The organism is Aliiglaciecola sp. 2_MG-2023 (assembly GCF_030548145.1).
Lineage (GTDB): Bacteria > Pseudomonadota > Gammaproteobacteria > Enterobacterales > Alteromonadaceae > Aliiglaciecola > Aliiglaciecola lipolytica_A.
The window spans coordinates 214,616-236,723 of sequence record NZ_JAUORY010000005.1 but is presented as its reverse complement, the minus strand read 5'-3'; the positions used below and the strand labels follow the sequence as shown (position 1 = coordinate 236,723).

Below are 22,108 nucleotides of genomic sequence, written 5' to 3'. Positions count from 1 at the left end.
AATTTAAATTAAAAGACTTAACCGCAGGCTTGTTTATTTAAAACGTGTTCACCAAGTTTCTCTCTAAGTACCGCCAAATTGAGAATTTGTATAAATTTCCCATCAACTTTGATGATATTTTCTTTTTGAAAACGGGTGAGTAAACGACTGACGGTTTCAACAGTTAAACCAAGGTGATTACCAATTTCGTTTCGGGTCATGGTTAAATTAAATTCTAATTCAGAAAAACCGCGGGAGCGAAAACGATCTGATAGATTAATTAGGAAGTGGGCAAGACGTTCTTCTGCTGTGCGCTTGTTTAATAACATCATGAGACTGTGATCTTGGTTTATTTCTGTGCTCATAATTTTAAGCATTTCTTTGCGCAGTGTAGGAAGTTGTGCGCTCATAATATCTAACTTGTCGTAAGGTAACTCACAAACCATGGAGGTTTCCATCGCTTGATTATAACTTTGATATTTTTCAGAAAATAGTCCATCAAAGCCGACAATATCACCGGGAAAATGAAACCCTGTAATTTGTTGTTCGCCATCGGGAGAGGTTATGTAAGATTTAAATGAGCCCGTTCTTACTGCAAACAGCGACGTAAATTTTTGCCCAGGAATAGTTAATTGATCATTTTTATGCAAAGGGCGCTTGCGTTCTATGATTTCGTCCAAACTCTCCATTTCAGTCTGATTCAGAGCCACCGGTATACATAGGTGATTAAAACTGCAGTTTTGGCAGCGAATACTGAACTTGTTCGGATCTGACATTAGTTAATTCCAATTAATTCATTAGTTACCAATTATGAATCCCTTGGTAACATAAAATCAAGCCAAATAAGCATAATAAGACTGCAACGCTTCGTTTTACCACTGGTTGGGTCAACCATCCTCTTATTTGGCTGGCGCTGGCTCCCATTGCTAACATGATGGGCAAAGTGCCCAAGCCAAAGCAAAACATGGTGATAGCACCTTGTACCACACTGCCGGTGGAAACACTCCATGTTAACGTCGAATAAACCAATCCACAGGGCAACCAGCCCCAGATTAGGCCATAGGGTACAGCATAGATTGGGTGTTTAAAGGGAATGAAACGCTTTGATATGGGACTAATTTTACGCCAAAAAATAGCGCCAACTTTTTCTACTTTAACCAGTAGTTTTGACCACTGTCCCACATATAATCCAAGCAGAACCATAAATACTCCGCCAAAAAGGGTCAGTGCTTGAGGATTGATAAAGGATTTTGTGGTGACGATCTGACCCAACAGCCCAGCGATTGCGCCAGCGAAACTATAAGATAAAATGCGGCCTGAATTATAGGCAATTAAATACGGCCATTGTGACTTATTCTTTGGTAATGCAAACGTAAATGAGGTCACAATTCCACCGCACATCCCAGCGCAATGCACACTTCCAGCAAGTCCGATTAATATTGCAGAAAACCAGCTTAAGTCGTTCATTTGTCGTTAGTTTTTGGCTTTTTTACTTGTACTTTTTTATCCACGTCATCATCGAATAGAATGTTGTATCCTTGACGCTCTAAATCTTCAAACTGATTGGATTTGACCGCCCAAAAAAAGATCCCTATGGCTAACAGTACTAGCACAATAGCGATGGGGATTAGCACATAAATAATACTCACTTTAATTTCCTATTAGCGCTGGTTAACGTAGTAAACGAATAGAGTTTGCGACCACAATAATTGAACTTAACGACATGCCAATTACGGCCATCCACGGGCTTAAATATCCGGCTACTGCTAGGGGAAGAATTAACGCGTTATAGCCAATGGCCCAAACCATGTTCTGTTTGATTTTGGTACGCACTTTAATCGCCATACTAACAGCAAACTTAACATTACTTAATTTTGAATTTAATAAAATGATATCGGCAGAACGTTTCGCCATGTCACTGGCGTCACCTACCGCAATTGATACATCAGCAGCGGCCAAAACTGGGGCGTCATTGATGCCATCACCAATCATCAAAACTTTGTGTCCTTTGGCTTGTAAGTTTTGAATGTATGTCAGTTTTTGTATTGGCGTTTGTCTAAAATAAACGTTCGGGATACCTAAAGAATCAGCGACCAAAGACGCGTTTATTTCTGAGTCACCACTTAACATCACCAATTGTTTGCTGCGTAAGTCATCGACGAGTTGTTTTGCGTCTTTTTTAACTACATCTTTTACGCTAAATGCAGCAATTAATTGCTTACCCAATTGCAGATAAACTCGAGAGTCATCCTCAGTGGGTCGTAAACCATCACTGTTATCAAGAATACTTATGTTACCTATCTTAACGACTTGAGATTGGTAGGTTCCTTGTAAACCTTTTCCCGCCACAGTAACTACTTGGGAAACTGCGCAGGGGGTCTGAGATTGAAACGCGTGAGATATCGGATGTTTTGAATAGAGTTCTAATCCGGCAGCTAAATTATAAACAAAAGTTTCATCTGCTGCGTTAAAGAGCTCGACGTCACTTACACTGAAATGTCCATTGGTTAGCGTGCCTGTTTTATCAAAAATCACGGTGTCGACATCAGGCATAACATCGATAATATTTGCTCTTTTAACTAATAAGCCATATTGATTTAATTTTGCTATTGCACTGGTTAAAGCCGTCGGCGTTGCCAAGCTAAGGGCGCAAGGGCAGGTCGCAACTAGGATTGATATGGCAACCCAAAAAGCGCGTTCTGGTTGATAAGCCAGCCAGCCAACGTAACTTATTAAGGTGATACCTAGAACAATTACAATAAAGTACTTGGAGGCAATATCTGCATATACAGCTGCCTTGGGTTTATCTGAAAGAGCTAACTCTTGAAGGCGTAAAATTTTGTTCACCAGGGACAATTTAAGCTCGTTTTCAACTTCAATTTCAAAAGAACCTGATAAATTAATGGTTCCGCCATAGACATGAGCGCCGGTGCTTTTTCTGATTTTTTCTGATTCACCGGTCAACATAGATTCATCCACGTTGCCATTTCCGTTGATTATTACCCCGTCTACTGGAAAAGTTTCTCCAGGACGGACTACTATTTTTTGTCCTTTTTTAAGATGTTTGGCTAATACCGAAGTTTGCTTATTATCGTCATCAATTTGCATCGCCGTTAATGGAATATACTTAAACATATTTGCCGATATTAGGCTGGCCTGATGTCGTGAACGATGTTCCAAAAATCGGCTAATCAGTAATAAAAAGATAAACATACATACGGATTCAAAATAGATTTCTCCCGTATGGGAAATGGTTGCCCAGGCACTAGCCACAAAAGTGCCAATAATTGCGATTGAAACCGAAAAATCCATATTTACAGATCCCATCCGCAGAGAACTAAAAGCACTTTTATAAAAAGTAAATCCAGAATACAGCACAACCGGGGTGGTCAATAAAAAACTAACCCAATGAAGAAACTCTTTGGTCGCATCATCTATTGAACCGAAAATGCCGAAATAAAGACCAATGGCTAACATCATAACTTGCATGCTCATTAAGCCAGCCAATCCAATTCGTTTTAAATAGTTCTTGGATTCTTTCTGATAAGAGGCTTCATGTTCGTCTGCTTGGAAGGGAAGTGCGTGATAGCCGATAGATTCTAGTTGTCCGATGATTTCACTAAGTTTTAGTTCTGAATCTATCCAATTAATCGTTGCTCGACGTGCAGATACGTTGACTGCAATTCGTTTAATTCCGGGCGTTTTTAAAAGTTGTTTTTCAATCAGCCAACCACAGGCAGCGCAGCTTATTCCTTCGATGGTTAATTGTATTTGTTTTTGGCTGCCGTCATCGACCACAAATTCTTGCTGAATCTCTTCATGATCGTATGCTTTTAAGGTATCGAGTGTTTCGGTTAGTAATTCATCTCCCTTGTCGGCAAATTCGGTTCTGAAGCGGTAATAATCTTCTAGTCCGTTGCTGACAATTGCTTCAGCCACAGCTTGGCAGCCAGGGCAACACATTTTGCGAGGCTCACCTAAGATGTCTGCCCAGAAGACTTCTCCATTTATTATTGGAAGCCCACAATGATAGCAATTTTGTGAGTTACTATTTTGCATTAAGGATTAAAGTTGAAAGGGGCTTTTTGTGGTAAACCTGTATCCTGCATTATCTTCCATTGCTCATTCAAAGGTGAAAGAGTTAACTTCCATTTACCAGTAATAGGTTTCTCTGCATTAGCTTTGTAATTGCCATTTGCATCTTGGGTCAACAATAACGAAAAATCATTATCTTGGAGCGTTGCATGATAAAAATGCAGTTTTAACGCTTCACCAGAAGTGGGTTTGCCTGATAAAAACTCAAGTTGTACTCGACTACCATCAATTGTCAAAAGTGTGGTGATACCTTGAGCTTTGGCTTCTTGAATTTTAGTTAGTTCTAAATTGATGCCTTTGCCTTCCTTGTAATAGTCATCTATGACCAGACTATCCTCAGTATTTAAGGCAAGATTTAACATGGTGACACTAAGACATATGGAAACAACGGGTATGGTGATTAAAAACCAAGGCCAAAATTGTTTGTACCAAGGTGTTTTATCTGAGCGATTCATTAATATTTACTTCTTATTTAAGAACACAAAGCCTCGTTAAACGAGGCTTTGTTAGGTAACAACTCAATGTTTATTTATCTTTAGATAAACTATAAACATAGGTAGCCACTAGGTGTATCTTCTTCTCTCCCAAAGTGTTTTTGAAAGAGGGCATAACACCAGCTCGTCCGTAGTTAACAGTTTCAGTGACTACGTCGGTGCTGCCACCATATAACCAAATATTATCTGTTAAGTTCGGAGCGCCTAGCGCTTGATTACCTTTACCATCTGCGCCGTGACAAGCAGAGCATACTGCAAAGCGTACTTTACCTGCTTCTTTTAAGTCAGGGTCAACTTGTCTACCACTTAAACTTAACGCATAAGCAACGACTTCTTTAACACCTTGCTCACCAAAAGAAGGTAACCATGCGGCCATATTGGCTTGGCGACCATTTGTTAAGGTTTCAACAATCTTCTCTGGCGTTCCACCGTATAACCAGTCATGGTCAGTCAGGTTAGGGAAGCCTCGTTGACCACGAGCATCAGAACCGTGACACTGAGAACAGTTCTGCATAAACAAGCGCTGACCAATTTTTAGGGCTTCTTCGTTATTAACTAACACTTCAATTGGCTGTTCGGCGTATTGGTTGAAAATTGGCGCAAATTTTTCTTCGGCCTTTTCAAGTTCACGATCATATTCAACACCAACACCACCTAAACCGAAGAGAGCGTTTTTCGCTTCTTCTCGAGACGCTAAAACTGCATCTTTCGATTCTTGCAGGGTTTGAATATCTTGGTTTGAACTTTTCCAACCTAACAAACCTTTCCAATTCCCTAAACCCGGATAAAGTAATAAATACAAAATCCCCCAAATCATGGTCATGTAGAACATGATTGTCCACCATTTAGGTAGAGGGTTATTGATTTCGATAATACCATCAAACGAATGATGCATATCGTCACCTTCTTCAACGCCTGTTTTATTCAACAGACACCAGCGTAAGATTAGGTAACACCCTAGAATTGTTCCCAATGAGATTACTGAGACCCAAATACTCCAAAAGCTACTCATTTATCGAAGACTCCCGCTCTTTTTTTTCTGATTGTTGGGTTGGCTCATCATCAAAAACCAAATTTTCTGCTTCATCAAAGCGTTTTTTAGCGCGGCTGCTAAAAGCCCATACCACTATGCCGATAAAGCAAACAAAAACCACAACTGTAAATATGCTACCCGCTGCACCGTAATCCATACTATTTCAGCGCCGTTCCAAGAGATTGTAGGTAGGCAATTAAAGCCTCCATCTCTGTTTTACCTTGTACTGCTTCTTTTGCGCCAGCGATTTCTTCCTCGCTATAAGGCACTCCAAAGTCTTTAAATACACGAAGTTTTTTCTCAATTAATTTGCCGTCAAGTGTATTTTCAGCTAACCAAGGGAAACCAGGCATATTGGATTCAGGTACTACGTCTCTAGGATTAAGAAGGTGAACGCGGTGCCAATCATCACTGTAACGACCGCCGACTCTTGCCAAGTCAGGACCAGTTCGTTTTGAACCCCATAAAAATGGGTGTTCCCAAACTGATTCACCTGCGACAGAGTAGTGTCCGTAGCGTTCTGTTTCTGCTCTAAATGGACGAATCATCTGGCTATGACAACCAACACAACCCTCGCGAATATAAATATCTCGACCTTCCATTTGCAAAGCAGTGTAAGGCTTAAGACCTTCTACTTTTTCCATTGTTTGTTGTTGGAACATTAGTGGTGTAATTTCAACCATGGCACCAAAACTAATCGCGATTAGAATAAATATCGCCATCAATCCAATATTCTTCTCAACCAGCTCGTGAACGTTCTTCATCTCAAATCTCCTTATGCTGCTTGAGGTTGAGGTGAGTTTTCAGGATCTTTAGAAAACTCTTCATTAGGTGTACGTACGGTTTTGTAAACGTTGTATGCCATCAATAACATACCGGCTACTACGAACACACCACCAATAAAGCGAACAAAATAGAAAGGCTTAGATGCTTGTAGAGATTCAACAAAACTGTAAGTTAGAGTGCCGTCTGGGTTTACCGCGCGCCACATCAAACCTTGCAATACGCCTGACATCCACATAGCGACTATGTATAACACCACGCCAATTGTTGCTAACCAAAAATGCACGTTAATCCATTTAACGCTATACATAGCAGGTTTATTAAACAACACAGGGATAAGGTGATAAATCGAACCGATTGAAACCATTGCTACCCAGCCTAACGCACCAGAGTGAACATGTCCTATTGTCCAATCCGTATAATGTGATAGGGCATTAACTGTTTTAATAGCCATCATCGGACCTTCGAAAGTCGACATGCCGTAGAATGAAAGGGAAACAATTAAGAAGCGTAAAATTGGGTCGGTACGCAACTTATGCCAAGCGCCTGACAACGTCATAATACCGTTGATCATGCCACCCCAAGAAGGTACAAATAGGATGATTGACATTACCATTCCAAGAGACTGTGTCCAGTCTGGCAATGCTGTGTAGTGTAAGTGGTGAGGACCGGCCCAAATATAAAGTGAGGTAAGTGCCCAGAAGTGAACAACAGACAGACGATAAGAGTATACTGGTCTGCCGGCTTGTTTCGGTACGAAGTAGTACATCATACCCAAGAAACCTGCGGTTAAGAAGAAACCTACGGCGTTATGTCCATACCACCACTGCATCATAGCATCTACAGCACCAGCGTAAATCGAGTAGGATTTAAACAGTGATACTGGTATAGCCATACTGTTACCGATGTGCAATACCGCAACGGTTAACATGAATGCGCCGAAGAACCAGTTAGCTACATATATATGCGAAACTTTTCGGATAACTATAGTACCGAAGAAGTTGATAATGTACGCCACCCAAACCAAAGTGATTAAAATATCGATTGGCCACTCTAATTCTGCGTATTCTTTGGTAGTCGTTAAACCTAGTGGAAGAGTGATTGCCGCTGAAACAATAACCGCTTGCCATCCCCAAAACGTAAATGAGGCCAACTTATCACTGAATATCCTAGCTTGTGATGTTCGCTGCACTACATAATAAGAAGTGGCAAACAGCGCACATCCACCAAATGCAAATATAACTGCATTAGTGTGTAAAGGACGCAATCGAGAAAAGGTGAGGTAAGGAATGTCAAAATTTAAGGCTGGCCAGTAGAGTTGTGCTGCGATAAACACACCTACTGCCATCCCAATAATTCCCCATACGACAGTCATTATGGCAAACTGCCTAACGACTTTATAGTTGTATTCCGGATGTACTTGGCTGGCTACGCTCATATCAATGGATCTTCCACATCATTATTTATGACAAAAATAATTAACTATTTTTGTATTGTTTTGTTATGTGTATGTGACACTATTGTCACGGTTTTTACATTTCATTAACTAAGTCCCTGAATTCACTTCGGAACTTAGATTTTGCAGACGGGATCATAAAGTTTTTGCTTTGAAAAAGATAGCATAAACACCATTAGCTTGATCTTAATCAATAGATTTTCAGCATTTCTTGTTTTTATAGTAGTGATCATTCAAACTGACTTTCAATAAATCTCATAAACAGACAGTTAATAGGCACAACACTCTGATTAAACGCACCTTTCCTATTATAGTTGTGATTTTGATTCTTTCCGTTGTTTATTCATTAAATAATCAAAAAGACTCAATTTTAACTAAAAATCTTTGTTATCTCGAAGCGCAGTCCTGTCGAATTGAATTAGACGATTCAATAATGCAGGTGAGTTTTTCTGACTTTCCTATTCAGATTGAAGAGATGCTTAATTTATCGATAATTTACGATACGCATTACGTGGTTAGGCGAGGGTGGCTTGAAGGTACTAATATGTATATGGGTAAAACCCCATTGTTTTTGAAAACAAGTCGAATAGACAAGTTAAATAATCAAGTGAACTTAGATGCAGAGTTGTTTATTGGTGCTTGTAGTGAGTCGAATATGAGATGGAAATTAACCATAGAGTTGGAAGATATACAAACCAGTGATTTAAAAACGGTTTCAGTATTCTTCCAAACCCATGCTTAAGTAGAGATCTAATTACATTTGTGACTGCAAGTAGTTAGGTAAGCCAAGACGTTTGATTAGGCCTATTTGTTGTTCTAACCAATGTGCATGATCCATTTCGGTGTCTTCTAATAAGACCATTAGCATATCTCTGGTCACATAATCTTTTTCCGCTTCACACAGGGCGATTGTTTTCTTTAGTTCGTCTGTAACCGTGTATTCAACGCGCAAATCACTTTCCAACATTTCAAGCACGTCTTTACCGACTTTGAATCCTGAACGCACTGTCATGTCGGGAGTGCCTTCTAAAAATAACATACGTTCAATTAGCTTAGTGGCGTGACCCTTTTCATCATCAAATTCATGGGCAATACGCTCATGAAGTTTAGTTAATCCCCAATCGTCATACATTTGAGAATGGATGAAGTATTGATCCATTGCTGCCAATTCATAGGCTAACAAGCCATTTAATGAATCTATTATTATTTGATTACCTTTCATAACTTAATCTCCCGAGCCCACTTGCGTTTGCAAGTAATTTTCCAAACCTAACGCTGAAATTTGGTATTCTTGTGTTTCTAACCAATCCAAATGCGCTTCTTCATATTCCAATATTTCTTCTAATAAATCGCGAGATACGTAATCTTGTTCAGATTCGCAAAGAGCAATCACATTTTTCAGCTTGGGAATTTGTTCTAATTGAAACTTACTGTCGCACTGCAACATTTCAACGGTTTCTTCACCAATATATAGCTTTCCAAGCATTTGCAAGTTAGGCAGACCTTCTAGAAACAAAATACGTTCAATTAACTCGTCGGCTTGTTTCATGTCTTTTATAGACTTTTTATAACAAACTGAATTCAGTTTTTCTAATCCCCAATTTTTATACATCCTCGCATGCAAAAAATATTGGTTGATAGACGTAAGCTCAGTGGTTAGCACCTCATTCAGAGCTGCTAATATATTGGCTTGACCTTTCATTTCAAAATTCTCCTAAAACAGTATGTGGCAAGTATAGACCAACAATCCATGAAATGTAATATTTTCCTTAAAAAACAAATGGATACCCAATGCTAACAATTATCATTTTTGATTCCCTTATTACTTACTGGAAAGGGATAACATTTGTAAGCTCTCTTCAGCGAAACCCGTACCTGCCTCTGTGAAGAAGTTGAATACCTTGTCTGCCCCCGCTTTTTGGAGTAATTCGATTTCATCTTCATAGCGCGCAATGGATGCCACTGTTCCTTGATAATCAGCGTTCCTAAGTTGTTGAGTGATATTACTAATATCTTCTACTGATGGGACCGCCAACATGACGATATCGGTTTGACGTAAATCGAAATTTTCCCAAAAATCTACATCTTCACCGTCACCAACAAATACTTGCATGTCTTGTTTTTGCATTTTGCGTATTCGATTTGGATCAGCATCCATTCCCCAAACTTGTTCTTTCATAACGCTTTCCAATGCCTTATACGCACCTTTACCGACTCGGCCCATTCCAATGATAAGCACACGTGCATTATCTGGTAAGTTATAAATATCTTCTTTTAAGCGTTGCGGATGTTCATAATTTTTAAGTTTGTGTTTGATTCGGTTGTACTGTTGATGCGAAGAACGATAACCAAAACCGGTGAAAAGGAAAGAGATAGACACCGCCAAAGCCAGTACAACCAACCAGTGCTTTTCGACTAAATTTTCATTTACTAATAAGGCAACAACGATAAGTCCAAATTCACTGTAATTGGCCAATACCAAACTCGCTAAATACGAAGTTCTTGCTCGTAGACGTAAACGAGTAAATATACTGAAGAATAGTCCGAATTTAAGTGGAATGAGGCAGCATAGTAATAATGCAGTAAGCAACATTTCTAATGTGGGTAACGCGGTGAAACCGATTGACAAGAAAAAGCCGATAAGAAAAAGATCTTTGAAACTCATTAGTGATTTAGATAATTCAGAGGCTTTTGCTTGATTAGCTAACAACATACCAAGAATAAGCGCACCAAGATCGCCTTTAAGTCCCACTAATTCAAATAATTCATAACCACCAATTGCAATCAGAAACCCCATTAACGGTAATAACTCACCGTGACCGGCTTTATCTAATAACAATGACCAAATTGGTTTTGCTAATAATAATAGAAGCAATAACACCGCCCATATTGAAGGGATTTTACCGGTGGCAATTACCAGGAAAATCACCGCAAAAATATCCTGCATAACCAAAATACCAATCGCGACTTTTCCATGCCTTGTCCGAATTTCACCACTTTCTTCTAGTATTTTTACAATACAAACCGTGCTGCTAAAACTAAGTGAAAAAGCAATGAGAGCACCGGTTACAATATTTATATCCGCAAAATATCCAATTCCTAATGCGGTGAGGAAAACAAAACTCGAAGCGACGATGAGTACCCAAAGCATCATGTGTAAACTGCTGCCCATCCATACTTCTGATTTAATCAGATCTCTAATATTGAGTTTAAGACCTATAGTAAACAGCATTAGGGTAATGCCAAGGCTTGCTAATGTATCTAGAGATGCATCAGGTTCATAACCCATAAAATTTAAGCTAAATCCAGCAACCAAAAATCCAATCAATGGCGGTAAACCTATGATTTTCATAATTAAACCGCATAAAAATGCTACTAGGATGAAAGCGAATTCCATAATACTCCGACAATAGATATGTAATAGATAGATTTAATTAAATAATATACTCAGAGATAAAGATGCATTAAATAAATTAATTGTAATAACTTAGACATTGTTCAGATGGGTTATGTTTGTGTTAACCCTTAACTATTTTTATCTCTATCAAATTGGATACATTATTTAGATGGATTTTGTATAAATGTAGTGATCCCAATGTTTATTTTTTTGGGCGAAAAGCTCGTTATACCAGTTGGGCCCAACTATTTGCTATTGTTTGGCATCTTTAGGTGCACGTCATTTAAGTTGAATATATTAGAGCACAAATTTGATTAAGGTGAAATCTTACATTTATTAGAAAGTTTTATAAAAACTTCAATCACTTACCTTAATTAGCGTTATAATGTATTCAAACTAAGCATCTGCTTAGATATACATTTGCACAAATGGTTTACGACTTTTAAGGTAATTATATGAGTGATGATGCAGCCGCTTTTAAAATCACTCCCATGGGAGATATTCTTTTTATTGTTTTAAAAGGGCTTTGGACCATTCAGGCTGATCTTTCTTATATTAGTGAATTGTCACTATTAACAGGAAAGAAAAAAGGCCGTGATTGGGGGATATGCGTCGACATGACTAATTGGACGATGCCACAAGAAGTGTTTGAATCTCCATTTAAAAGTAAAATATCCTTGAAACGAAGAAATCAAATCGGTGAAAGTTGGGTTACTAAATCTTCAACCCAAGGACAAGAGTTGATGCCCTTTTTCGAAGACGTATCATTTACCCCGCAACGATTTGATGATCTTAACGATGCCTTGTCTTATTTAGAAAATCTTGGGTTGAAAGTGCCTAGTTCTGAATCGGTAAAAAAACACACTTTAATGGATTAGTGATAAAATACAATTTGCTTTACGCTCATTTAAGGCTAAGAAAAATATTCAACACAAGGTATTACAATCAATATATCTAAACGCTAATTTGCATTCCTTTAACTGGTCTCATGCAAGGAGCAATAACAAGTTTTTAAATTTTTACTCGTAAGTGTATTTATAGGCCAATGTTTAAATGGAAAAGAAAATAAACACCAACAAATGGCGTATTAGTTTTTCTCCACAGATCGCTATTCTTATTTATGCGGTTATCGCTGGCGCAGTTACTTCGGCACTAATCGCTTTTCTAATTTTGTACATTGAGACGCAAGAACGTGCTTATATCGACAATGTAACTCAAACTACCGCTAACAAAATTAAAATATTGTTAGAGGAAGATATAAACACACGAATTGTGTCATTGACAGAATTTGCTCAACTATCCAAAATATCGAATAATTTATCCGATGCCGATTGGAATTTAATTGCACAAACTTTGTATGATACGCAACAGGGTTATCAAGCAATTAGCTGGGTTGACAGTACTTTTCAAGTAAAAAAAGTGTTGCCCGTTGAACAGAACGAAATAGCATTAAATATTGATTTAAATGCTGTTTCAGCGTCGTTATCTGCAGCCGTGAAAGCTCAAAATAGCACTCATTCAGCATTCACAATTCCTATTTCTTCAGTGGATGGAAAATCCGGTTTCGGAATATACGCACCGGTTTTTAAAGGTCTTGGCAGCACAAAACAATTACAAGGTTTTATCGGCAGCGTGTTTCTTTTTAACACCTATTTTAAAGAAGTACTGCCTTCTTATTTATTGTCTGACCATCAAATACTGTTGACTGTAGATGGTCTACGTATCTATCCAAATACACTCACTAGTAATTTAATTGATACTCGATGGAATAAACACGCAGCATTTACACTTGAAGGCCAAAATTGGCAAATCAATATTGCACCTACCAATGAGTTTTTAGCCCACAAACATTATCGAATAATCAAAATTTTAACCTTGCTCGGTGTACTGCTCAGCTTTTTTGTGGCACTTGCTTTTTATGCTGTTTTGCTGTCACGCAGAAAAGAAAAATACATAAAGGATGATCGTAAAAAAACTGAGCATTTTTTAAAAATGTTACCAGGGATGGCATATCAATCCTTTAACGAAAAAGGATGGCCAATAATATTGGTAAACGAGGAATGTGAAGAATTAACTGGATATTCTAAAGATGAATTCGCAAGAGATAGCATTATTTGGGGACAAATCATTCATCCCGATGACTATGAACGGATTGTGAAATTAGTCGACAAGGCAGTAAAGCAACAACGACGCTTTGAATTTGAATATCGGATAGTGACAAAAAACAATGAAATTAAGTATGTTTGGGAAAGAGGAGAGCCGGTACGTTCCCATTTAACAGAAGACTTTATATTGGAGGGGTTCATAACCGATATAACTTCTATTAAACAAGCACAAGCTGACTTGATACATAGCCACGCATTTTCTGAGGCAATTGTTAATTCAGTGGTTGAGGCGGTTATTACCATCGACCAAAAGGGCAATATAAAAAGTTTCAATAAAGCTGCCCTCAAGATGTTTGGCTACTCTTTTAAAGAAATCAAAGACAAAAACGTAAAAATTTTAATGCCTCAGCGTCAAAGTGAGCAACATGATCAGTACTTAGCTAAGTACTTAGAAACAAATGAAACTCATATTATTGGAACTGGACGTGTGTTAACGGCCAAGCGCAAAGATGGTTCAATGTTTCCTATTCATTTATCGGTCAGTGAAATTGTTAATCCCGAGGGCAGAGTATTTGTTGGTTTAATTCGAGATATTACCGAGCAAATAGCTTCAGAAGATAAAACTCGTCGATTAACCGAACAATTAGCTCACTTTGATCGCTTAAATGCGTTAGGGGAAATGGCCGTTGCAGTTGCCCATGAAATTAATCAACCACTGACCGCAATAGCATTATTTTCAGCAACTGCTAAAAATATGTGCGAAAAACAAAATTTCGAAATGCTCCCTGAGTTATTAGATAAATTAACTCAACAATCACTTCGTGCTGGCAGTGTTTTGGAGCGTGTGCAAATAATGACTAGAAAAGGCGATAGTCAAAAAGAAGCGGTTGATAGCAATATATTAATCGAAGAGGTCATAAAATTAATTGAACCTATTTCACGCTTACATGAAATATTGATTCAGGTAGAAACGGGTGACCAGCATGTTGCTGTCTTTGTTGACCGAGTACAGATCCAACAAGTGATACTGAATTTATTGCGAAACGCCATGGAATCAATGCAAGCAATTGACTTTAAAAATGGTAATGTATTAACAATTAGAGCGTCTCAAAGCGAAGCAAACACGTTTCAGATTTCGATAGAAGATACAGGGTGTGGTTTATCTCAAAAGTTAAAAGACGAACTTTATACGCCATTTAGCACAACCAAAAAGAATGGAATGGGGATTGGGTTGTCAATTTCCAAATCAATTATTGAAGAACATGGTGGACACTTAATGTTCAAAGATAATAAACCATACGGGACCGTTTTTTATTTTACGCTACCCATTTCAGGAGGAAAAACACATGACTGATCAGCAAACGGTATATATCATCGACGATGACGAAGCTATCCGTGATGGAATGGAAATGTTGCTTGCATCGATTGGACTTAATGCTAAAAGCTTTGTGAATGGCCAGGAGTTTTTGAAAGAGTTCAATGACGACATGAAAGGGTGCATCGTACTCGATATTAGAATGCCGAAAATGAGTGGTTTAGAATTACAATTAAAGCTTAAAGAACTAAATAGTTTGTTACCTATCATTTTTATCACAGGCCATGGTGATATACCGATGGCAGTTGAAGCTATGCGAAACGGTGCTATTGACTTCATCCGAAAACCCTTTAATGATCAAAATTTAATTGACCGAATCAATGAAGCCCTAGCGTTAAACTCCAAACAAAATGCCAGTATTGATAATAAGCAGAAGGAAGTCAGAAAAATCAGTCTTCTGTCTAATCGAGAAAAGGAAGTATTCAATTTAGTTACCGAAGGGGCAATGAATAAAATGATTGCGTCTGAGTTAAATATCAGTGAGCGAACCGTTGAGGTTCATCGCTCCCACGTTATGGAAAAACTTGGCGCAAAAACCTTGGCGCAACTAGTGCGAATAAAAATACTGTCGGAACAGTAAATAAAAAAATGGAGTCCATCTATGGTTGGATGTGATGAACTCCAAAGAGGAACTGAAACCTTTGTTTCAGGTAGTTGCTGTGTATATGTCTACACAGGAATAGCTTAACTACTATCGCTTAATCAGAATATTGGGGGTTACCGCTAAATGCGCGAGACTAACCTGTGGAAATCCCTAATAGATATCGTAAAACTAAATCAACTATTTAGCTGTCGTTTTTAATTCCATGATTACATTAGATAAATTCCCAATTGCGCAAATTGTCTTTAATTTTCGGATGTTTTGGCTTTAATAAGCCGTTTTTTGACAAAAAACGGTTGGTAAAAAATAATCCCCACAAAAACATGATTCAAAAGTACGTATTTCCCACAATTAATTACGAGAAATCTCCAATAACCCAATCCTGATGTGAACCGTAAACTTAGTTTTATTGGCGTTACGACACCCCCTTAAAAAATTAACACTATATCTTCTACAGATGTTAACAACATTTTTCAAAATCCGAGCGTTAACTATATTTTTAGAAATAAAGGAAGGCAGATGGTAATTTCAAATAGTCGGTATGTAAGTCATTTAACACGGGATACGTTAGCTCTGGTTTTAGCTGGAGGGAAGGGAAGTCGTTTATGTGAATTGACACAACATCAGGCAAAACCGGCTGTTCATTTTGGCGGTAAGTTTAGAATTATAGATTTCCCGTTGTCGAATTGTGTTAATTCAGGAATTAGAAAAATAGGTGTAATGACACAATATAAGGCCTATAGCTTATTACGACATCTGGCCAGAGGTTGGGGACATTTGAATAGAGATTTGGGGGAATTTGTAGAATTACTTCCTGCGTCTCAACAATACTCATCAAGTTGGTATGCCGGTACCGCTGATGCACTTTATCAAAATATTCGGTTTATCCGTGAAAACGCCCCAAAATATGTGGTTGTATTATCTGGTGATCATATTTACAAAATGGATTACGGAGACATGCTTGCTCAACACGCACAAAGTGGAGCAGATATGACCATATCTTGTATTGAAATGCCAATTGAAGAAGCCGCAGGTAAATTCGGCGTAATGTCCGTTGATCAAAATAGCAGAATTACTGAGTTTCAAGAAAAACCAATTAATCCTTGGGTTATGAAAAACAAACCAGGTTCAACTTTAGCCTCTATGGGAAATTACGTATTTAGCACTGAGTTTTTGATTGAAAAGCTAATTGAAGATGCAAAAAATAACGAGTCTCAGCACGACTTTGGTCATGATATTATACCGAATGTGATAAAAAATAATCACGTAGAAGCGTTTGTATTCCGCTCAGAAAACCCAAATGAGGCAACTTATTGGCGAGATGTGGGCACTTTAGATTCATTTTGGCAGGCAAATATGGATTTAGTTACAGCAACGCCAGATATTGATTTATACGATAAAGATTGGCCAATATGGACTTATCAGAAACAATCTCCCCCTGCTAAATTTATTTACGATGAAGAAAAACAAAGTGGTTATGCCGTTAATTCCAATGTTTCAGGTGGATGCATAATATCGGGCGCTATTGTCAAACAATCTCTATTGTTTTCTGATGTGCACATAGAAAATAACAGCTTTGTGGAAGATTCGGTAATTCTTCCCCATGTGAAAATTGGTAAAAATGTTAAAATTTACCGAGCTGTTATCGACGCAGATTGTGAGATACCTGATGGTTTTGAAATAGGCATTGACACTAAGTTAGACAAAGCCAGAGGATTTCGAATAAGTCAGGGAGGAGTTGTGTTGGTAACAAGTGATATGTTAAGCGAACTTAATAAAGTCGAAATATATGAACAGAATAACCAACACAAAAGGTTAAGAGCTTAAACAACAGAGTGCTGGTTAGCTTGCATATTGTAAATCCATAGAGCCCCGTTTTAGCAGGGCTCTATACTGTATATAACCAGCGCATCATCTTCTGGATCTAATTCCATTTTCATTCCCACACTTTGTGCGAACTCATGCATTTTGGTATTACTGCGTAAATCAATGGAATACAGTCTTTTAATACAATTTGCTCTAGCATGCACATATAGATGATTAAATAACTCAGCGCCTATACCAAGGTGTTGGTATTTATCGGCTACAACGAGCGCCATTTCCCGTTCATTTTTTTGCTTACCATTCACATAGCGACACACACCAATTTCTGTTTCATTCCCATCTTCTTCAATGGTGGCAATGTAGGCCATATTATTTACATAGTCGATATCACACATTTTTTTCAACATTGATGGAGATAATTCTCTTATCCCTTCCATGAAACGGTTGTGTTTACTTTGCGCAGAAAGATTTTTAACGAATTCAGCTTCTATGTTTTGATCATCAATCGAAATGGGGCGAATTGTGACATCTAGTTTGCCAATTTTTAAATGGGAATGATCGGTGGTAAGTCTTACTGTCATAATTGATACTCTTTGGTAACAAAACACTCTCCTAATCGATTAGTATAGTATAGACCTCAACAGCAACAATAAGGGAATATGCAAAACATATTGTGGTTACTACTTAATACTTTGCTCAATTACCCCTTAAAAATTTCACTTATTAGCATAAATTATGAGCGTAAATTGATGGTTAACTAAGTAAATACGTGAAGTTTGCATAATTTGTTCTCTTCTATACGTAGTTTCCACATTTTAGTAAGAGGAATCGCTAATTTATAAAGGAGCCATTCAATATTAAAATTCCGTACATTAGACAAATTGTTGTTGATCTTTAACTTTGTTTACAGCTTCAATCTTGAGTAGTATCCACAATTATATTTCGCCTATGCACATTAAAACATGCTCAAGACCGTTTCGATTAAAAGCGTGTGAAATCACTCAATTTTCTCTCAACTTTATTGATTTTAAAAATGATAAAACCATGACTTAAACGAGTAGAGCATTGGTGACAAAGTGATTGAAGAACATAAACCACCTTGTAACCAATCTATTTTAGCGCTCCCGCTTGTCTAAGAAAAATTTTAAAAAGTAACGTTAAGGACAAACAATGAAGCAAGGTAATAAATTACCTTTTAGCGCAGTATTATTGGTAATCGTAGCGGTCGCGTTTTGGTTGCTTTGGGATTATATCCAACAACCTTCTTTACCTTCTGATTTCGCTTCAGGTAACGGTCGTATTGAAGCTGTACAAGTGGATATTTCAACCAAGATTGCCGGCCGCGTGCAAGAGGTCATTGCATCTGAAGGTGACCTTGTACAACCTCAACAAGCGTTAGCCCGTATCAATACCGACCAATTGCAAGCCCAATTACTGCGTGCCGAAGCCGATGTGGCTGCAGGTGAGAGTCTAATAGCTTCCGCTAAAGCCTCCATCGCACAAGCTAAAGCCCAACAACTTTTAGCTAAACAAGAGTTATCTCGGGCCAGTGATTTAATTAAAAAATCGGCCATTAGCAAAGAAACATACGACACTCGGGTAAGTGCTTTAGCGGTTGCTGATGCGTCAGTGGAGGCTGCTGATGCGATGCTTATTTCTCGCCAAAGAAATGTGGATGCACTTAAAGCTGGAGTGCATGAAATTCAAACGCAAATTGAAGATGCCACTTTAGTATCACCAAGTATTGGACGAGTGCTTTATCGTCTTGCAGAGCCTGGTGAAGTTTTAGGCAGCGGCGGCAAAGTATTGACCATCATTAATTTAGCAGACGTGTATATGGAGATTTTCTTGCCTTCTAGTCAAGTACATCGTATTGCTATTGGCGCAGAGGCGCGTGTCAAGCTTGATATTCTCGATTATCCTATTCCAGCCACCGTTAGCTTTGTATCTCCGGAGTCTCAATTCACGCCAAAACAAGTAGAAACGCAAAGTGAGCGAGATAAGCTGATGTTTCGGGTGAAAGTAAGAATTCCTCAAGAATTAGTGTTATCCCATATTGAACAAGTTAAAACTGGCGTTCGTGGGGTTGCCTATGTGCGTCTTGCGCCCACTGATAATGAGTCTCCGTCAGAATGGCCTGAGTATTTACAAAACTTTCCACCCGCTTTGAATTTATCTGAAAAAACGGTAACTAATGGAAAGCGCTAAGGCAGACACTCAGTCTACCGTTGCTAAGATTCGGGACGTTAGACATATATATAAAAATACTCTGGCCTTAGATGGTATAGAGTTAGATATTCCATCAGGTGTAGTGATAGGGCTATTAGGCCCTGACGGGGTGGGTAAATCTACCTTGTTAAGTTTAATTGCCGGAGCACGTAAGCTTCAACAAGGACAACTTGAGGTGCTCGGTGGCGATATGGGGTCGCAAGACCATCGCAATAGAGTTGGTCCGCGGATAGCGTTTATGCCTCAAGGATTGGGTAAAAATCTCTATTCAGAACTCAGTATCGAAGAAAATTTAGATTTTTTCGGTAAATTATTTGATTTAAGTGCCGCTCAGCGTAAAAGCCGAATTAAAAAATTAACCCTTGCTACTGGTTTAAATTCTTTTTTAGACAGACCTGCAGGAAAACTATCTGGCGGCATGAAGCAAAAGTTAGGTCTGTGCTGTTCACTAATACATAATCCAGACCTACTCATTTTGGATGAGCCCACCACAGGGGTAGATCCCTTATCACGACGTCAATTTTGGCAACTAATTGCCAATATTCGTCAAGAACGGCCTTCAATGACAGTGGTTGTGTCGACCGCCTATATGGACGAAGCTGAAGGATTTGATTGGCTAGTAGCGATGAATAATGGGGTTATATTAGAAACTGGCACCCCAAACGAACTGAAAACAAAAACCGGTACTGACAATCTTGAAGCCGCATTTGTTAAACTGTTACCAGAAGATATCCAGAAAAAAGACATCGAATTAGTTATTCCACCATTTGAACAATCAGATGCTACGCCGGCTATCGTCGCTGAGGGCTTAACCCGCAAGTTTGGTGATTTTACAGCGGTTAATAAGGTTAGTTTTGATATTCAAGCAGGGGAGATATTTGGCTTTTTAGGTTCAAACGGTTGTGGCAAAACCACCACAATGAAAATGTTAACTGGCTTATTGCCAGCTTCTGAGGGGAAAGCCTTTCTTTTTGGACAAGCTGTAGATGCGTCTGATCTGGAAACCCGTAAACGGGTCGGTTTTATGTCTCAAGGGTTTTCGTTGTATGGCGAACTTAGTATTGAAGAAAACCTCATCCTACACGCTAAATTGTTTCACTTACCTCGTACTAAAATGCGCAACAGAATTGATTCGTTGCTAAAACGTTTTGCATTGGAAGAGTTTAGAGCTTCACAAGCGTCATCATTGCCACTAGGCATACGACAAAGGCTGTCACTTGCTGTGGCTGTTATTCACGAACCAGAGATTCTTATATTAGATGAACCTACCTCAGGAGTAGATCCAGTTGCTCGCGATGGTTTCTGGGAATTGTTAATCGAATTGTCCCGACGTGACAAAGTTACCATCTTTATTTCCACTCACTTTATGAACGAAGCAATGCGCTGTGATCGTATCTCCTTGATGCATGCTGGCCAGGTATTAGTCTGCGATACGCCACAAAATTTGGTTGCTGAAAAAGCCGCAGATTCGTTGGAAGATGCTTTTATTGAGTATATTCAAGCTGCAATAGGCGAGAGCCAGACTAGCGATAAGAATTCAGAAATGGACGTGAAACTGGATATCGCCAGCGACTTGCCTAGTGAGCAAGAAGCCCATGTTCCTCCTAAGAAATTTAGTTTATTTAGGCTATTTGCATATAGTTTTTTAGAAAGCAAACAGGTCATACGTGACCCGATAAGATTAGCTTTTGCTTTTTTAGGCAGTGCGATCTTGTTAGTGGTGATTGCCTATGGCATTTCGCTGGATGTTGAAGACTTAACGTTCGCGGTCCTTGATCACGATCAAACCCCACAAAGTCGTCAATATATTAGTAATTTCCAGGGGTCACGCTATTTTATTGAAAAAGGCGAATTACACACCCAAGAAGAATTGGAATTGCGCTTAAAATCCAATGACATCACCTTGGCCATCGTTATTCCTCCAGGCTTTGGTAGAGACTTAAAAAAAGGTGAAACCCCTAGCGTATCTGCGTGGATAGATGGCGCGAATACCACACGAGCAGGCACCATTGAAGGCTATGTTGCAGGTGGTCATATTAAATACCTAACGTTGCTGGCCACCGAGGCCGGTATTGATGCCTCAGCTTATTACAATGTTACGTTAGAGTCGCGATATCGCTATAACCCTTCGTTTGAGACTATTTATTCTATAGGACCCAAAACGCCGGCAATGTTATTGCTACTTTTTCCGGCAATTCTGATGGCAGTTAGTATTTCCCGCGAGAAAGAAATAGGTACCATTACTAATTTTTATGTAACGCCCACCAGCACACTGGAATTTTTAATTGGCAAGCAATTACCTTACATTTGCATTGGGCTAATCAATTTTTTCATTCTGACATTGATGGTTGTATTCCTACTTCAAGTGCCACTAAAAGGAAGTTTACTGGGCTTGAGCTTAGGCGCGTTATTTTATGTTTGTGCTTCAACCGGTTTTGGATTGTTAATTTCATCAATGACGAAATCACAAGTGGCTGCTATTTTTGCAACCACAGTACTATCGGTAATGCCCACTATCCAATATTCAGGAATAATACAGCCAACCTCGACCTTAGAAGGGATAGGCCAATTTATTGGTTCACTTTGGCCTGCCACTTATTACATGCATATGAGTGTAGCGGCCTTTACCAAAGGTTTAAGCTTCAATGATTTAGCCCAAGATCTTTTTATTCTGGCTATTTTTGGTCCCTTATTTGTATTGATGGCCTCGGTCATATTGAAGAAACAAGAGGCGTAA

General features: G+C 38.7%; 20 protein-coding genes. 7 read left to right on the top strand and 13 right to left on the bottom strand.

The window, feature by feature from the left end; genetic code table 11:
- Positions 1 to 17: 17 nt before the first annotated feature.
- From fnr to ccoN, 9 genes are all read right to left on the bottom strand, one after another.
- The gene (gene fnr, locus Q4567_RS07570) at positions 18 to 755 is read right to left on the bottom strand and encodes a fumarate/nitrate reduction transcriptional regulator Fnr (RefSeq protein ID WP_216046640.1); all 738 of its coding nucleotides are present in this window, start codon (positions 753 to 755) and stop codon (positions 18 to 20) included.
- A gap of 25 nt (positions 756 to 780) precedes the next feature.
- Positions 781 to 1,446 (bottom strand): sulfite exporter TauE/SafE family protein, encoded by a 666-nt coding sequence (locus tag Q4567_RS07565; RefSeq protein ID WP_216046639.1) that lies wholly within the window; start codon positions 1,444 to 1,446, stop codon positions 781 to 783.
- Complete coding sequence (gene ccoS / locus Q4567_RS07560; protein WP_216046638.1) at positions 1,443 to 1,628, bottom strand: cbb3-type cytochrome oxidase assembly protein CcoS; 186 nt, start codon at positions 1,626 to 1,628, stop codon at positions 1,443 to 1,445. The genes Q4567_RS07565 and ccoS overlap by 4 nt, the downstream gene beginning before the upstream one ends.
- Before the next feature lie 22 nt (positions 1,629 to 1,650).
- Positions 1,651 to 4,038 (bottom strand): heavy metal translocating P-type ATPase, encoded by a 2,388-nt coding sequence (locus tag Q4567_RS07555; protein ID WP_216046637.1) that lies wholly within the window; start codon positions 4,036 to 4,038, stop codon positions 1,651 to 1,653.
- Entirely contained in the window at positions 4,038 to 4,529 is a 492-nt protein-coding gene (locus Q4567_RS07550; RefSeq protein WP_216046636.1) for a FixH family protein, read from the bottom strand. The genes Q4567_RS07555 and Q4567_RS07550 overlap by 1 nt, the downstream gene beginning before the upstream one ends.
- A gap of 70 nt (positions 4,530 to 4,599) precedes the next feature.
- A complete protein-coding gene (gene ccoP, locus Q4567_RS07545) occupies positions 4,600 to 5,580 on the bottom strand; it encodes a cytochrome-c oxidase, cbb3-type subunit III (protein ID WP_216046635.1) in 981 nt (326 codons plus the stop codon).
- Positions 5,573 to 5,758 carry a cbb3-type cytochrome c oxidase subunit 3 gene (locus Q4567_RS07540; protein ID WP_216046634.1) on the bottom strand — a complete coding sequence of 62 codons (186 nt, stop codon included), beginning with the start codon at positions 5,756 to 5,758 and terminating at the stop codon, positions 5,573 to 5,575. Before Q4567_RS07540 ends, ccoP begins: the two co-directional genes overlap by 8 nt.
- 1 nt (position 5,759) lies before the next feature.
- Entirely contained in the window at positions 5,760 to 6,365 is a 606-nt protein-coding gene (ccoO, locus tag Q4567_RS07535) for a cytochrome-c oxidase, cbb3-type subunit II (RefSeq protein WP_216046633.1), read from the bottom strand.
- A gap of 11 nt (positions 6,366 to 6,376) precedes the next feature.
- Complete coding sequence (ccoN, locus tag Q4567_RS07530) at positions 6,377 to 7,822, bottom strand: cytochrome-c oxidase, cbb3-type subunit I (RefSeq protein WP_216046632.1); 1,446 nt, start codon at positions 7,820 to 7,822, stop codon at positions 6,377 to 6,379.
- Between the two features lie 451 nt (positions 7,823 to 8,273).
- Between ccoN and Q4567_RS07525 the strand changes: the two genes are divergently transcribed.
- Positions 8,274 to 8,582 carry a hypothetical protein gene (locus tag Q4567_RS07525; protein WP_216046631.1) on the top strand — a complete coding sequence of 103 codons (309 nt, stop codon included), beginning with the start codon at positions 8,274 to 8,276 and terminating at the stop codon, positions 8,580 to 8,582.
- A 12-nt stretch (positions 8,583 to 8,594) separates the two neighbouring features.
- Here the strand turns inward: Q4567_RS07525 and bfr (Q4567_RS07520) are convergent, their stop codons facing one another.
- The 3 genes from bfr (Q4567_RS07520) to Q4567_RS07510 all read right to left on the bottom strand — a co-directional run bounded on the left by bfr (Q4567_RS07520) (position 8,595) and on the right by Q4567_RS07510 (position 11,237).
- Entirely contained in the window at positions 8,595 to 9,062 is a 468-nt protein-coding gene (bfr, locus tag Q4567_RS07520) for a bacterioferritin (RefSeq protein ID WP_216046630.1), read from the bottom strand.
- 3 nt (positions 9,063 to 9,065) lie between these two features.
- On the bottom strand, positions 9,066 to 9,542 hold the full coding sequence (bfr, locus tag Q4567_RS07515) for a bacterioferritin (protein ID WP_216046629.1): 477 nt from the start codon (positions 9,540 to 9,542) through the stop codon (positions 9,066 to 9,068).
- 120 nt (positions 9,543 to 9,662) lie between these two features.
- On the bottom strand, positions 9,663 to 11,237 hold the full coding sequence (locus Q4567_RS07510; protein ID WP_216046628.1) for a cation:proton antiporter family protein: 1,575 nt from the start codon (positions 11,235 to 11,237) through the stop codon (positions 9,663 to 9,665).
- Positions 11,238 to 11,692: 455 nt separating this feature from the next.
- Between Q4567_RS07510 and Q4567_RS07505 the strand changes: the two genes are divergently transcribed.
- From Q4567_RS07505 to glgC, 4 genes are all read left to right on the top strand, one after another.
- Positions 11,693 to 12,115 (top strand): hypothetical protein, encoded by a 423-nt coding sequence (locus Q4567_RS07505; protein ID WP_216046627.1) that lies wholly within the window; start codon positions 11,693 to 11,695, stop codon positions 12,113 to 12,115.
- A 175-nt stretch (positions 12,116 to 12,290) separates the two neighbouring features.
- The gene (locus Q4567_RS07500; RefSeq protein WP_303499957.1) at positions 12,291 to 14,696 is read left to right on the top strand and encodes a PAS domain S-box protein; all 2,406 of its coding nucleotides are present in this window, start codon (positions 12,291 to 12,293) and stop codon (positions 14,694 to 14,696) included.
- Positions 14,689 to 15,297, top strand: coding sequence for a response regulator transcription factor (locus Q4567_RS07495; protein WP_216046625.1), 609 nt, complete (start codon positions 14,689 to 14,691; stop codon positions 15,295 to 15,297). Before Q4567_RS07500 ends, Q4567_RS07495 begins: the two co-directional genes overlap by 8 nt.
- A 540-nt stretch (positions 15,298 to 15,837) precedes the next feature.
- On the top strand, positions 15,838 to 17,145 hold the full coding sequence (glgC, locus tag Q4567_RS07490; RefSeq protein WP_216046624.1) for a glucose-1-phosphate adenylyltransferase: 1,308 nt from the start codon (positions 15,838 to 15,840) through the stop codon (positions 17,143 to 17,145).
- Positions 17,146 to 17,195: 50 nt separating this feature from the next.
- Here the strand turns inward: glgC and Q4567_RS07485 are convergent, their stop codons facing one another.
- Entirely contained in the window at positions 17,196 to 17,723 is a 528-nt protein-coding gene (locus Q4567_RS07485; RefSeq protein WP_216046623.1) for a GNAT family N-acetyltransferase, read from the bottom strand.
- A 589-nt stretch (positions 17,724 to 18,312) separates the two neighbouring features.
- On the opposite strand from Q4567_RS07485, the gene Q4567_RS07480 reads away from it, so the two are divergent.
- Both Q4567_RS07480 and rbbA read left to right on the top strand, forming a co-directional pair.
- Positions 18,313 to 19,350, top strand: a complete 1,038-nt coding sequence (locus tag Q4567_RS07480; protein WP_303499954.1) for an HlyD family secretion protein — start codon at positions 18,313 to 18,315, stop codon at positions 19,348 to 19,350.
- Positions 19,337 to 22,108 carry a ribosome-associated ATPase/putative transporter RbbA gene (gene rbbA / locus Q4567_RS07475; protein WP_303499952.1) on the top strand — a complete coding sequence of 924 codons (2,772 nt, stop codon included), beginning with the start codon at positions 19,337 to 19,339 and terminating at the stop codon, positions 22,106 to 22,108. The genes Q4567_RS07480 and rbbA overlap by 14 nt, the downstream gene beginning before the upstream one ends.